This window comes from Brevundimonas sp. (genome assembly GCF_035999125.1).
In the GTDB taxonomy this organism is placed as follows: Bacteria; Pseudomonadota; Alphaproteobacteria; order Caulobacterales; family Caulobacteraceae; genus Brevundimonas.
Window position 1 is genome coordinate 1 of the sequence record NZ_DASYGX010000007.1, and the last position, 12,905, is coordinate 12,905.

The 12,905-nt window shown below is 67.9% G+C and carries 10 protein-coding genes and 2 tRNA genes; 8 read left to right on the forward strand and 4 right to left on the reverse strand.

The window, feature by feature from the left end; translation table 11 throughout:
• The first annotated feature begins 372 nt into the window (after window positions 1-372).
• Window positions 373-2,769, forward strand: coding sequence for an endopeptidase La (gene lon / locus VGN45_RS05520; RefSeq protein WP_327460195.1), 2,397 nt, complete (start codon window positions 373-375; stop codon window positions 2,767-2,769).
• 48 nt (window positions 2,770-2,817) lie between these two features.
• On the opposite strand, the gene VGN45_RS05525 is transcribed toward lon, so the two are convergent.
• Together VGN45_RS05525 and VGN45_RS05530 are read right to left on the reverse strand one after the other, a co-directional pair.
• Window positions 2,818-2,894, reverse strand: a tRNA-Val gene (locus VGN45_RS05525).
• Between the two features lie 3 nt (window positions 2,895-2,897).
• The gene (locus VGN45_RS05530; RefSeq protein ID WP_327460197.1) at window positions 2,898-6,065 is read right to left on the reverse strand and encodes an autotransporter outer membrane beta-barrel domain-containing protein; all 3,168 of its coding nucleotides are present in this window, start codon (window positions 6,063-6,065) and stop codon (window positions 2,898-2,900) included.
• 180 nt (window positions 6,066-6,245) lie between these two features.
• Here VGN45_RS05530 and VGN45_RS05535 point away from each other — a divergent pair, with 180 nt between their 5' ends.
• Genes VGN45_RS05535 through VGN45_RS05550 form a run of 4 tightly spaced genes read left to right on the forward strand, consistent with a single transcriptional unit; the run spans window position 6,246 to window position 9,199 of the window.
• Complete coding sequence (locus VGN45_RS05535) at window positions 6,246-7,127, forward strand: SPFH domain-containing protein (protein ID WP_327460199.1); 882 nt, start codon at window positions 6,246-6,248, stop codon at window positions 7,125-7,127.
• Window positions 7,127-7,330, forward strand: a complete 204-nt coding sequence (locus VGN45_RS05540) for a hypothetical protein (RefSeq protein ID WP_327460201.1) — start codon at window positions 7,127-7,129, stop codon at window positions 7,328-7,330. Before VGN45_RS05535 ends, VGN45_RS05540 begins: the two co-directional genes overlap by 1 nt.
• 31 nt (window positions 7,331-7,361) lie before the next feature.
• Window positions 7,362-8,684, forward strand: coding sequence for a glycosyltransferase (locus VGN45_RS05545; RefSeq protein ID WP_327460203.1), 1,323 nt, complete (start codon window positions 7,362-7,364; stop codon window positions 8,682-8,684).
• Window positions 8,681-9,199, forward strand: coding sequence for a phosphoglycerate mutase family protein (locus VGN45_RS05550; protein WP_327460205.1), 519 nt, complete (start codon window positions 8,681-8,683; stop codon window positions 9,197-9,199). The genes VGN45_RS05545 and VGN45_RS05550 overlap by 4 nt, the downstream gene beginning before the upstream one ends.
• A 90-nt stretch (window positions 9,200-9,289) precedes the next feature.
• Here the strand turns inward: VGN45_RS05550 and VGN45_RS05555 are convergent.
• Window positions 9,290-9,366, reverse strand: a tRNA-Asp gene (locus VGN45_RS05555).
• Window positions 9,367-9,463: 97 nt separating this feature from the next.
• Window positions 9,464-11,080 carry an AbgT family transporter gene (locus tag VGN45_RS05560; protein ID WP_327460207.1) on the reverse strand — a complete coding sequence of 539 codons (1,617 nt, stop codon included), beginning with the start codon at window positions 11,078-11,080 and terminating at the stop codon, window positions 9,464-9,466.
• Between the two features lie 193 nt (window positions 11,081-11,273).
• On the opposite strand from VGN45_RS05560, the gene VGN45_RS05565 reads away from it, so the two are divergent.
• From VGN45_RS05565 to VGN45_RS05575, 3 genes are read left to right on the forward strand one after another with little or no spacing between them, the layout of a single operon-like run.
• The gene (locus tag VGN45_RS05565) at window positions 11,274-11,651 is read left to right on the forward strand and encodes an NADH-quinone oxidoreductase subunit A (RefSeq protein WP_327460209.1); all 378 of its coding nucleotides are present in this window, start codon (window positions 11,274-11,276) and stop codon (window positions 11,649-11,651) included.
• Window positions 11,621-12,232 (forward strand): NADH-quinone oxidoreductase subunit B family protein, encoded by a 612-nt coding sequence (locus VGN45_RS05570; protein ID WP_327460211.1) that lies wholly within the window; start codon window positions 11,621-11,623, stop codon window positions 12,230-12,232. The genes VGN45_RS05565 and VGN45_RS05570 overlap by 31 nt, the downstream gene beginning before the upstream one ends.
• 14 nt (window positions 12,233-12,246) lie before the next feature.
• Window positions 12,247-12,843 (forward strand): NADH-quinone oxidoreductase subunit C, encoded by a 597-nt coding sequence (locus VGN45_RS05575; RefSeq protein ID WP_327461209.1) that lies wholly within the window; start codon window positions 12,247-12,249, stop codon window positions 12,841-12,843.
• Window positions 12,844-12,905: the final 62 nt, after the last annotated feature.

A 12,905-nucleotide genomic window follows, 5' to 3' on the forward strand; every position in this document is an offset into this window, starting at 1 on the left:
CGAAGCCGAAACGGTAAACTCAATCCTCATCCGGGCTCCGCGCCCGGCGCTCCGCCCGCCCGCCCCAACTCCGCGTGTGAACGACGGAGCGAAGACGCGTGCGCACGTTCAAAGGAGCGCGGACCTCCAGGTCCGCGAAACCGACGGCCGCGCAAGTCGCGGACGTCCACGTCCGCGCTCCTATCGACACCCACACCCCATCCCCCCCAATCCCCAGGCCTCCGACCGGCCAAGCTTGAACCTGTCCCGTTCCGGACCACATACTTTCCCGAAGGCCGCCACAAGGCGGGTCGAGTCGAAACGGTCGGGCTCTCGCCCCCCACGCCGGCGCGACGGGTTCGGGATCAACCCGGGCTCCAGGAAGTCGCATCAATGTCCGAGTCCAAAGTCCTCCCCGTCCTGCCGCTGCGGGACATCGTCGTGTTCCCGCACATGGTCGTGCCGCTGTTCGTCGGCCGCGAGAAATCCGTGCGCGCGCTGGACGAGATCATGAAGGGCGAAAAGCAGATCCTGCTGGCCACCCAGAAGAACAGCGTCGACGACGATCCCGCCGCCGACGCCATCTATCCCATCGGCGTCCTGGCCACCGTGCTGCAGCTGCTGAAGCTGCCGGACGGCACCGTGAAGGTGCTGGTCGAGGGCAAGCGCCGCGCCCGCCTGACCCGCTTCACCGGCCAGTCGGAGTATTTCGAGGCCGAGGCCGTCGCCATCGACGACGAGATCGACGATCCGGCCCGCGCCGAGGCCCTGTCGCGCGCCGTGATCGAGCATTTCGAACACTATGTGAAGCTGAACAAGAAGATCCCGCCCGAAGCGCTCAGCTCCATTCCCCAGATCACCGATCCGTCCAAGCTGGCCGACAGCGTGGCCGCTCACCTTTCGGTCAAGATCGCCGACAAGCAGAAGCTGCTGGAGACCTTCGACGTCGCCGGCCGTCTGGAGCAGGTCTACGGCCTGATGGAGGGCGAGATCTCGGTCCTGCAGGTCGAGAAGAAGATCCGCTCGCGCGTCAAGCGCCAGATGGAGAAGACCCAGCGGGAATACTATCTGAACGAGCAGATGAAGGCGATCCAGCGCGAGCTGGGCGAGACCGACGACCAGCGCGACGAGATCATGGAACTCGAAAAGCGCATCCGGAAGACCAGGCTGTCCAAGGAGGCGCGCGCCAAGGCCGACGCCGAGGTCAAGAAGCTGCGCAACATGTCGCCGATGTCGGCCGAGAGCACCGTGGTGCGGAACTATCTCGACTGGCTGCTGTCGATCCCGTGGGGCAAGGCCAAGCAGAAGCCGATCGATCTCAAGAAGGCCGAGGACATCCTCGAGGAGGACCACTATGGCCTCGAGAAGGTCAAGGAACGGATCATCGAGTATCTGGCCGTCCAGGCGCGCACGGGCTCGCTGAAAGGCCCGATCCTGTGCCTCGTCGGCCCTCCGGGCGTCGGCAAGACCTCGCTCGCCAAGTCCATCGCCAAGGCGACGGGGCGTGAATACGTCCGCATGTCGCTGGGCGGCGTGCGCGACGAGGCCGAGATCCGCGGCCACCGCCGGACCTACATCGGCTCCATGCCCGGCAAGATCATCCAGTCGATGAAGAAGGCCAAGACCACCAACGCCTTCATCCTGCTGGACGAGATCGACAAGCTGGGCGCCGACTGGCGCGGCGACCCGTCCTCGGCTCTTCTGGAAGTGCTGGACCCGGCCCAGAACTCGACCTTCGGCGACCACTATCTGGAGGTCGACTACGACCTGTCGAACATCATGTTCGTCACCACGGCCAACAGCCTGAACATGCCCCAGCCGCTGATGGATCGGATGGAGATCATCCGGGTGTCGGGCTACACCGAGGACGAGAAGGTCGAGATCGCCCGGCGTCACGTCCTGCCCAGGCTGCTGACCGACCACGGGCTGAAGACGGACGAACTGATCGTTCCGGACGCCATGATCCGCGACCTGATCCGCTACTACACCCGCGAGGCCGGCGTGCGCTCGCTGGAGCGGGCGCTGGGCGGCGTGGCCCGAAAGGCGGTGCGCGAGATGGCCAAGACGGGAGCCGCCGCGATCACCGTCGATGAGGCCAAGCTGGCCGAGTACGCGGGCGTGAAGAAGTTCCGCTACGGCGAGACCGACGAAAACGACCAGGTCGGCATCGTCACCGGCCTCGCCTGGACCGAGTTCGGCGGCGACATCCTGACCATCGAGGCGATCCGGATGCCGGGCCGCGGCCGCATGACCGTGACCGGCAACCTGAAGGAGGTGATGAAGGAATCGATCTCCGCCGCCGCCTCCTACGTCCGGGCCCGCTCGCTGGCCTTCGGCGTCAAGCCGCCGGTGTTCGAGAAGACCGACATCCACGTCCACGTGCCGGACGGCGCCACGCCCAAGGACGGCCCCTCCGCCGGCGTCGCCATGACGGTCGCCATGGTCTCGGTCCTGACCGGCGTGCCGATCCGCAAGGACATCGCCATGACCGGCGAGATCACCCTGCGCGGCCGCGTCACCGCCATCGGCGGGCTGAAGGAGAAGCTGCTGGCCGCCCTGCGGTCCGGCATCAAGACGGTGCTGATCCCGCAGGAGAACGAGAAGGACCTGGCCGACGTGCCCGACAACGTGAAGTCGGCGCTGGAGATCGTGCCGATCTCGACGGCGGACGAGGCGCTGAAATGGGCTCTGACCGGCACGCTGACGCCGGTGGAGTGGGACGAGGCCGCCGAGCCTCTGCCCCCGGCCGGTCCGCCGGCCGACGGCGCGGCGGTGACGATCAGCCACTGAGGTCGGAAGAAAAAGGCCCGCCGGATCGCTCCGGCGGGCCTTGGTTTCTGGTGGGCGGCGAGGGGTTCGAACCCCCGACCCCCTCGGTGTAAACGAGGTGCTCTGACCAGCTGAGCTAGCCGCCCGCCTCAGAACCGGAAGCTGGCCCGCAGCAGCAGCATGTAGCGGACGTAGTCCTCGATCATCTCGGCGTCCGCGCTGATCGACAGCATGCCCAGCTCGTTGCCGACGTTCAGTCGCAAGCCGATGATCGGCCCCCCGCCCTCGATGCCGTCGGGCGTGATGGCGAAGTCGGTGCCCCCGCCGGCGAACCGGCCCATGGTCACGCCGGGATCCACGGAGATGTTCTGGCGCCAGCCCAGGCGGAGCTCAGGCTTCAGCCAGCTGCGTTCGCCCAGGCTCATGCCGACGTTCATCGCCGCGACGGCCGAGAACATGTGCCCCTCGCGCTCGTCGATCTCCAGGTCGAAGGCGCTGCCCGCGCCGGTTTCCAGGTGGGAGTCCTCGTTGAGCGAAAAATACTCCGCATAGATCTCCGGCCGGATCGTGAAACGGCCATAGGTCCGCTCGTAGGAGGCGCCTCCGGCCAGGGCCACGGTCCAGCCGTTCCAGCTGGAGGTGTTCGTCAGGTTCAGGCCCGAGCCGACCAGCCGCCGGGTCGAGTCGAAGGTCGCATAGCCGCCCGCGGCCCGTGCCCACGTCGTCCAGTACTGCCCTTGCGCTCGCCAGTAGACGCCCAGTTCGATCAGGCTGGCCGAGACGACTTCCTCGGCGGCCGACTCCGGATCCTCCAGGTCGGCGGAGGTGAAGGCCAGGCTGACGCCGAGGTTGCCGTAGTCCGAACCCATCTCGATTCCGCCGGCGACGCCGAAGCCTTCGGAGCGGAAGCCGTAGGTGTCGGTCTTGTCCTTGTCGGCGTAGAAGGTGATCTCCTGCAGCCAGGCGCTGGCTTGGCCCGGCGCGGCGGAGGCGTTGCGGCCGACCAGCGCGCGAGTCACCGCGTCCACCCCTCCGGCGAGAGACAGGAGCGGGCCGCCGGAGTGGTCGGGCAACAGCTGCTCATAAAGGTCGATGAAGCCCTCGCGCCCCGTCTCGCCGATGAAGGCCTCGAGCAGGGCGTCGTCTGATCCGAGCGCGCCGTAGAAGGCGTCATAGAAGCCGGCTTCCGCCGCGATCAGTCCCGCCTCGTCGGCGGTCCGCCGCCTGACGTCGACGAACACCGTTCCCGCGGCCACGTCAGCGCCCGCATCGACGCGGTAGATGAACGGCGAATTGGCTTCCGTCGCCCCGAAGTCGACCTGACCCAGCGTCAGCGTGCCGGCGTCAATGACTGTGAACCGACGCGGTTGGTCGATCAGCGAGCTGAACCGCACGCCGAGTTGGGCTCCGTTCTGAAGATTCGCATTGCCGGTCACGGCGTAACCGCCGGCCTGACCGGTCTGGCCGTCCACGGTCACGATCAGCCGCCCGTCCGCCCCGACCGTCAGGTCCGAGACCGTCAGGGGACCGTTCTGTCGGGCGTCGAGGATGCCGTCCTGCACATTGATCGACAGCAGGCCGTCGGCGTCGCTGAGGCGGCCCGTCACGCGCGCGCCGCCGTCGACGCGCAGGACGTCGGCCCCGACGCCGAACGAGACGTCGCCCGTGATCGTCCCGTTGCGGACGTCGAGCACGTCGGCCCCCGATCCGAACCGGACGTCGCCCAGGATCGACGGCTCGTCGGCGTCCAGAACGCCGTCTCCGTCCTCGTCGTCGCCCGTGGCGCCCGAAGCGGACGATCCGTCCTGGATGAAGGTCACACCCGTCGTGTTGGCGGTCAGGTCGAAGGCGACGGCGACGCCGGTGATCGGATCGTCGTCCTCGTTCGGGTTGATGTTGACTTCGACGATGCCGAGGTTGGTGATGCGGGTCAGGGTTCCGCTGAGATCCCGCACGGCCGTGACGTTGGCCGTGCCGCCGCCGGTGACGGCCAGCATCGTGCCGCGGTTGACCAGTTCCGGCACCGAGGCGCCGGCCTCGATCAGCAGGGTGGTCACCTCTCCGCCGACGGCGCTGGCGCTGGCGGCCGTCATGAAGCCGTCCAGATGGACGCGCGGCGTGGTCACGCCGGCCCCGAACCGGAACGCCGTCGCGTCGCCGTCGTAGGCGAGGACGGACACGGGCCCTGAGCTCAGAACGCCGCCTGCGATGTTCACGGCCTGACCGCCGGCCGCCCCGAACCGGATGGCCTGGGCGTCCACGCCGTCCAGGATGCCTTGCGACGTCACCGATCCCCGGTTGATGAAGCCGAAATTCAGATCCCCCGTGCCGACGGCGCCGAGGGTGATCGCCTGGGTCTGCGACCCGACCAGAATGGCCGGCGCCGCGCCATAGACCGTCACCGACGAGGAGGACTCCTGATCGTCCGCGACGCCGTCGCCGTCGTCGTCGGTGCTGGAGGAGTTGGTCTCTGTGGGCAGCACGTCGAACAGGACGCCGCGTGCGACGTTGCCCGCGATCACGACCGTCGGCCCCCCTTCGAGGCGATCGTCGGCGTCGACGTCGTCCAGCACGTCCTGTGCGGGACGCGAGGTGTAGCGATAGCCGGTCGCCTGAAGGTTCCCCTGGAAGACGAGAGCGCCTGTGACGTCGCCCTCGAAACGCGCGGCGCTGGAGCCCTCTCCCAGAACGTTGATCGACCCGCCGATCCAGGCGTTGCCGTTAAGCGTTCCCGCGCTCCGCACGCCGACGCCGCGGTCGCCGATGACGCGGACGTCGCCCTGGTTCCTCAGCGTTCCCGTCATCCCGGCGTCGATCGAAATGCCGAAGGAGTCGTTGCCCTCGACCTGGATCAGGCCCGTGCGGCTGACGATGACGTCCGCCGTCGCCGGACCCGCCACGCGCACGCCGTAGCGTCCCGAACCGGTGGCGAAGGGGCCGTCGGAATCGAGGTCGTTGTCGGGGTTGGGATACTGACCGAGGCTGTCCCCGATCGTGATGCGGTCGTTGATCGTGACGGTGGTCGTCACGCCCCCATTGACCAGAACTCCCGTGGCTCCGTCGGCGGCGTTGGTGAAAGTGACCGCGCCGCCCGAGCCGAGCGTGAAATTGTTGTTCGAATCGACCGTGACGGCCGTTCCCGTCGTCAGGTTGATCGCGCCGCCCGAAGTGATCTCGACGTTGGCCGCTCCGCCGTTGTTGGCGGTGGACGTCAGGATGGGCGTGGTGCGGGCCGTGTTGATGACGACCTGAGCCTGGGCGCCGGCGGCGAGGAGAAGAGGCGCGAGCGCCGCGGCGGTCGCATAGAAAAGACGCATGAGCGGGGCTACCCTCGACGGCGCACGAGACGGAATTCGAGGGCGTTTAGCAGGCCCCTCGGACGTTTGTCCCAAGTTTCCCGAATTTGAGGCGAATGCAAGGCCGAACGCCCCCGAAAGGACTTGTCTGCGTCGCAATCTAAATGATATCATTTCGACATTGAAACCAAGGGGGCTTCCATGACTGATGCGCGCGAGCGTTCCACCGAGCGGCCGGCCAAGGCGGCCGGGGGCATTCCCATCCTGTTGGCGACCTTGGCGATGGTCGTGGCGGGCCCGGTTCTGGTCGCCCAGAGCCCCGAGGCCTGGCCCAATCTGGTCGGAGGCATATCCTTGGCCACGCTCGGCCTGTTCCTGATGTGTGGCTTCTACGCCCTGCAGCCCAATGAGGCCGCGGCCATCCTGCTGTTCGGCGACTATCGCGGCACCGACCGCACGACCGGCCTGCGCTGGGTGCTGCCCTGGTACACCCGCAAGAAGATCAGTCTGCGGGCCCGCAACCTGACCAGCGACAAGTTGAAGGTGAACGACAAGCGCGGCAATCCGATCGAGATCGCGGCCAACGTGGTCTGGCGCGTGGAGGATTCGGCCCAGGCCCTGTTCGACGTCGACGACTATCAGGCCTTCGTGAACATTCAGGTGGACACCGGCCTTCGGGACCTGACGTCCCACTACGCCTACGACCACGGCGAGGAACAAGAGCTGACCTTGCGCGCCGACGCCGAGGACGTGGCCGACCGGCTGCGCAAGGAGCTGGCGTCGCGGGTGTCGGTCGCGGGCGTCGTGGTGGATGAGGCGCGGCTGGCGCACCTGGCCTATGCGCCCGAGATCGCCCAGGCGATGCTGAAGCGCCAGCAGGCCGAGGCCGTGCTGGCCGCGCGCCGCCTGATCGTGAAGGGCGCCGTGGGCATGGTTGAGAACGCCTTGACCGACCTCGGCGAACGCGGCGTGGTCGATCTGGACGAGGACCGCAAAGCGGCCATGGTGTCCAACCTTCTGGTCGTGCTGTGCGCCGACCGCGAAGCCCAGCCGGTGGTCAACACCGGCACGCTTTACGGCTGATGCCGGGCAAGGCGAAGAAGGCCTTTCTGCTTCGCGCCTCGCCCGAGGTGATGGCGGCGGTCGAGCGATTGGCCGCCGCCGAACTGCGCTCGGTCAACGCCCAGGTCGAGATGCTGTTGCGGGAGGCGTTGCAGACGCGAGGGCGCGCACCGCGTCATCCTCCGTCCACGGATCGGTCGTCGTCCCCGGATCAGGACGCTTGAGATTGCCGCCGCCGGGCCCTATGCGCGCCTGATGATAAAGCGCCTGAAGTCCCGTCGCCGACAAGTCCAGGGCGTGGAGGTCGTGGATGCCGGGCACGTCGATCCGCGTGCGCTCAGGGGCGTGCCGGTCCAGGAGGCGGAACTCCGGCTCATTCCAGGGCTGGATGAGGAGGTTTCCGAAACCCTCACCGGCCTGAAGGCCGCGACGGCGGGCGACGCGCGGCCCCGGTTGATCGACACCACCATGCTGTTCGCGCCGAAGTCCGGCGGCGTGAAGCGTTACCTGATGTCCAAGAAGGCGTGGCTGGAAGCCGAACGCCCCGACGTGGCGCACTCCCTCATCGTGCCGGGCGCCCACCATGAAATGGGAGGAGACGGCATCGTCAGGCTGCACGCGGCCAAGCTGCCCTTCGGCGACGGTTATCGCTGGCCCCAGTCGGTGCGGCGGTGGGGCGCCTGGGTGGCGGCGGCCAATCCCGCCGTGATCGAGGCGGGCGATCCCTACACCCCGGGCCAGGGCGCCCTGGAGGCGGGGCAGCGGACGGGGTGCCCGGTGATCGGCTTCTGCCACTCCGACCCCGCCGGCCTGGCCGCGCTGCATTTCGGCGAATGGGCCAAGAAGCCGGTCGAGAAGCGCTGGGCTCGGCTGTTCGGCCAGTTCGACCGCGTGGTCTCGCCCAGCCGCTACATCGCGCGACGGCTGGAGGAGGCGGGCATCGGCGACATCGTCGTCCAGCCGCTGGGCGTGGACGTGAAGACCTTCCGTCCCGATAGACGGGATCGAGACTGGCTGCTGGAGCGGCTGGGCCTGCCCGCCAAGGCGCGCCTGCTGTGCTTCGCGGGCCGGCCGGCGCGCGAGAAGAACGTCGACGTCCTGATCGAGGCGGTGCAGAAGTTGGGCGATCCCTACTATCTGGTTCTGGTGGGCGCGGGGCAGGGGTTGCCGGCCGAGGAGCGCGTGATTTCCTTGCCTTATGAGGCGAACCCGAAAGTCGTGGCGAAGATCATCGCCAGCTGCGACGCCTTCGTTCACGCCAACGACAAGGAGCCGTTCGGCCTGATCGTGCTGGAGGCCATGGCCTGCGGCCGGGCGGTGGTCGGCATCAACGCGGGCGGGGTGAAGGAGACGGTCGATTCTTCCGTGGGCCAACTGGCGCGCGCTGCGGAGCCCGGCGCCTACGCCGAGGCGGTCCGGGCGTTGTTCGAGCGTGACGTCGAGACCCTGGGCGCGGCGGCGAGGATCAAGGCGGTCGACGTCTTCTCCTGGGGAAGGGTGTTCGAGGGCCTGTGCGAGGTCTATGCCGACGTCAGCGGCCGCGACGAATTCCGGCGGGGCAGGGGAGGGGACACATGAAGAAGCTGGCGATCACGGCGGCCGTGGCGGTCGGGCTTTCCCTGGCGGCGGGGGCGGCGTCGGCCCAGACCGTGGTGCTGGTCCGGCATGCGGAAAAGGCCGACGCGTCGCGCGATCCGGTCCTGTCGGAAGCGGGCGTGCGGCGGGCGGGGGAACTGGACGCGACCTTCGGCGATCACGGTCCTGAACTGGTGCTCGTCAGCCCTTTTCAGCGCACGTTTCTGACCGCCGGACCCACGATCGACGCCTTCGATTCCGAAATGAAGGTCGTCGCGCTGGATCAGGGCGTGGACGCCCACGTCGCGGCGGTGGTGACTGAAGTGCGGTCGCGCCCGCGCGACGCCTTGGTCCTCGTGGTGGGACACAGCAACACCGTGCCGCTGATCGCCCGGGCCTTGGGCGTCGAGGCGGCCGACATGCCGGAGTGCGAGTACGACCGCATGACCCGGATCGATCTGAACGAGGCCGCGCCGACCGTCCACGTGACGCGCTACGGAGCGCCGGCCGACTGCTGACCGGGCAGACCTGGCGGGACGCCGGGGCGTTCGGAACGTCTTTCGGCATGAGACTGGGATGGGCGGTCGCCATTCCGACTGGGTCAGGAATGGCGCGAGTGACGGGGCTCGAACCCGCGACCTCCGGCGTGACAGGCCGGCACTCTAACCAACTGAGCTACACCCGCACATCCCGGCCGAAGCGCGTGCGCGCCGCGGCGAGGGGCGTCGTTTAGGCGGGGGCCGCGCGCCCGTCAAGCGCGGCCCCGATCGATTTTTAGCCGATCATCGGGCGGCCGCCTGGGGGGACGTCGTCTCGCCCGCGATGCCCCCTTCGGCCGACGGCTTGGCCGCCACGGTGGGGGGCGGAGGCTCGTAGTGGACGCCCACGCCCGGCCCCAGCGGCAAATCCAGCGCCACCCACATCGCCACCATGGTCAGGCCCGCGATCAGGAAGACCCCGGCATAGGGCAGCATGGTCGACATCAGACTGCCCAGACCGAACCTCGGATCCCAGCGCTGTGCGAAGGTCAGGATCAGGGGGAAGTAGCTCATCAGCGGCGTGGCGATGTTGGTGACCGAATCGCCCATGCGGTAGGCGGCCGTGGTCATCTCGGGGCTGATGCCCAGCAGCATGAACATCGGCACCACGATTGGCGCCAGCGCCGACCACTTGGCCGAGGCCGAGCCGACGAAAAGATCGAAGAAGCACGACACCAGAACCACGCTGATCAGCAGCAGCGGCGCGGGCAGGTTGACCTGCTGCAAACTCTCGGCGGCGTTGATGGCCAGGATCGGCCCCAGACCCGACCAGTTGAACATGGCCACGAAGTGCGCGGCGAAGAACACCAGCACCAGATAGGGCGCCAACTGCACCAGCCCCTCGCGCATCATCCGCACCAGATCGCGGTGGGTCTTCACCGAGCCCGAGCCCACGCCGAAGGCCGCGCCGGTCAGGAAGAAGGTGATCGCGAAGAAGGCCGCCAGAGACTTGTAGAGCGGGTTCATCCGCTGGGCCGGCTCGGCCGCCGTGTCCACGAAAGGCGAGCTGGGCATCAGGGTGATCGCCGTCCAGACGGCGATCATGGCCAGAACCGTCAGGCCCGCGAACATCAGGCCGCGCTTGTCCGACGCGGTCAGCGACGCCTTCTCGACCTCTTCGGCCTCGTCCAGACGATCCAGATCGACCGGCGGTCGCCACAGGCCCAGCCTCGGCTCGATCACCCGGTCGGTCAGGAACCAGATGATCGGCGTGAAGACGAGGACGACGCCCAGGATGAAGAACCAGTTGCCCGCGATGTTCACCGAATAGGACGGGTCGATCAGGTGCGCCGCCGGCTCGGTGATGCCCAGCAACAGGGCGTCCTGCGCGCCGGGGACCAGATTGCCGGCATAGCCGCCCGACACCGCCGCGAAGCCCGCCGCCAGACCGGCCAGCGGATGCCGCCCCGCCGCCGCGAAGATCACCGCCGCCAGCGGGATGACCACGACGTAGGCCGAGTCCGAGGCGTGGTGCGAGACCATGCCGGTGATGGCGATCGCCGGCGTCAGCAGCCAGCGCGGCGCATTGGTCAGGGCCCCGCGGACGGCGGCGATGAACAGGCCCGAGCGCTCGGCGACCGAGGCGCCGTAGATGATGACCACGACGATCCCCAGCGGCGGGAAATCGGTCAGGGTCTTGGGCATGTCGATGAAGAGCTTCTGCAGATTCTCCGGGGCCAGCAGACTCTTGGCGGCCAGCTCGTCGCCTGTCACCGGATTGACCGCGTTCCAACCCAGGCCCGCGCCGACCAGACTGAGCACCACCAGTCCCCCGATCAACCACAGAAACAGGAAGACGGGGTCGGGCAGCTTGTTGCCGACCCTTTCCACGGCGTCGAGGACGCGGGCGCCGAGCTTCATTGAGAACTCCGAACTGGGAAGAGGGTGAACCAAGGGAGACGGTCGCGGCGCAAAGCGCAAGTGCGGCGCGGCGGCCTGTGCGAACGACTCGCAGAAATTCCCCGTGTCGCGGGGGTTTGAACGCGAGGGGGAGTGCGTCTAGAAAGCCGCGATTCCGCCCGCCTTCCCCTTACGGGCGACCGAGGTTTTCTCGATGAACGCGTTCCTTCTGGAATACCTGCCCGCCGTCATCTTCCTGGCGCTGGGCGGGGTGATCGGCATTCTGTTCACGGTGGCGGCCCTGGTGGTCGCGCCCAAGAACCCGGACAGCGACAAGCTGGCGGCCTATGAGTGCGGATTCAACGCCTTCGACGACGCGCGCATGAAGTTCGACGTGCGCTTCTATCTGGTCTCGATCCTGTTCATCATCTTCGACCTGGAGGTCGCCTTCCTGTTCCCGTGGGCGGTGTCGCTGTTCGACCTGTCGCAGGCCGGAATGGTGTTCGCCTTCTGGTCGATGATGGTTTTCCTGGGCGTGCTGACGGTCGGCTTCATCTACGAATGGAAGAAGGGAGCCCTGGAATGGGAGTGATCGTTCCCGGCGCGACCCCTCCGGCGCCCTCCAGCCCCTATGGCCTTTCCGCCCGCTCGTCGGTCGAAGGCTACGATCCCGCGCTGCACGACAAGTTCTTCGAACAGGTCAACATGGAGCTGGGCGAGCGCGGCTTCCTGACCGCCTCGCTGGACGACGTGATCAACTGGGCCCGCACGGGCTCGCTGATGTGGATGACCTTCGGCCTGGCGTGCTGCGCCGTGGAGATGATCCAGGCGTCGATGCCGCGCTACGACCTGGAGCGCTTCGGCATGGCCCCGCGCGCCAGCCCGCGCCAGTCCGACCTGATGATCGTGGCCGGCACCCTGACCAACAAGATGGCCCCCGCCCTGCGCCGGGTCTACGACCAGATGCCGGACCCGCGCTACGTCCTGTCGATGGGCAGCTGCGCCAACGGCGGCGGATATTACCACTACAGTTATTCCGTCGTGCGGGGCTGCGACCGGGTCGTGCCGGTGGACGTGTACGTGCCGGGGTGCCCGCCGACGGCGGAGGCGCTGGTCTATGGGCTGCTGCAGCTGCAGAAGAAGATCCGACGCACGGGGACGATCGACCGATGAGCGCGATCGTCGAGATGGAAGAAGCGCTGACGCCGCTGGGCGCCGAGATGGTGGCCGAGCTGGGCGTCACGGCCCAGGTGGCGTTCGGCGAGCTGACGCTGGTGGCCGAGCGCGAGAAGATCGTGGAGGTCCTGACCGACCTTCGCGACCGGTTCGGGTTCCAGCAGCTGCTGGACGTGTGCGGCGCGGACTATCCGGACCGCGAAGAGCGGTTCGAGGTGGTCTATCATCTGCTGTCGATGACCCGGAACGCGCGGGTACGCGTCAAGGTGGCGACGGACGAGGTCCAGCCGGTGCCCAGCGTCATCGAGGTCTATCCCAGCGCCAACTGGTTCGAGCGCGAGGCCTTCGACATGTACGGCATGCTGTTCTCGGGCCATCCCGACATGCGCCGCCTGCTGACCGACTACGGCTTCGAGGGGCATCCGCTGCGCAAGGACTTCCCCATGACCGGCCACGTCGAGGTGCGCTGGGACGAGGAACAGCGCCGCGTGGTCTATGAGCCGGTTCGGCTGGCGCAGGAGTTCCGCAACTTCGACTTCCTGTCCCCCTGGGAGGGCGCGGAGTATCCGGCGCCGGTCCTGCCCGGCGACGAGAAGGTGAAGGGCTGACCATGGCCGACGGAACCCGCACCCCGGCGCCCCAGCCGACCGCCGTCCTGGGCACGGACGTG

Bases quoted from the DNA above. Each gene is read 5' to 3' on its own strand.
- lon (WP_327460195.1), top strand. From the start codon at position 373: ATGTCCGAGTCCAAAGTCCTCCCCGTCCTGCCGCTGCGGGACATCGTC.
- VGN45_RS05530 (WP_327460197.1), bottom strand. From the start codon at position 6,065: ATGCGTCTTTTCTATGCGACCGCCGCGGCGCTCGCGCCTCTTCTCCTC.
- VGN45_RS05535 (WP_327460199.1), top strand. From the start codon at position 6,246: ATGACTGATGCGCGCGAGCGTTCCACCGAGCGGCCGGCCAAGGCGGCC.
- VGN45_RS05540 (WP_327460201.1), top strand. From the start codon at position 7,127: ATGCCGGGCAAGGCGAAGAAGGCCTTTCTGCTTCGCGCCTCGCCCGAG.
- VGN45_RS05545 (WP_327460203.1), top strand. From the start codon at position 7,362: ATGATAAAGCGCCTGAAGTCCCGTCGCCGACAAGTCCAGGGCGTGGAG.
- VGN45_RS05550 (WP_327460205.1), top strand. From the start codon at position 8,681: ATGAAGAAGCTGGCGATCACGGCGGCCGTGGCGGTCGGGCTTTCCCTG.
- VGN45_RS05560 (WP_327460207.1), bottom strand. From the start codon at position 11,080: ATGAAGCTCGGCGCCCGCGTCCTCGACGCCGTGGAAAGGGTCGGCAAC.
- VGN45_RS05565 (WP_327460209.1), top strand. From the start codon at position 11,274: ATGAACGCGTTCCTTCTGGAATACCTGCCCGCCGTCATCTTCCTGGCG.
- VGN45_RS05570 (WP_327460211.1), top strand. From the start codon at position 11,621: ATGGAAGAAGGGAGCCCTGGAATGGGAGTGATCGTTCCCGGCGCGACC.
- VGN45_RS05575 (WP_327461209.1), top strand. From the start codon at position 12,247: ATGGAAGAAGCGCTGACGCCGCTGGGCGCCGAGATGGTGGCCGAGCTG.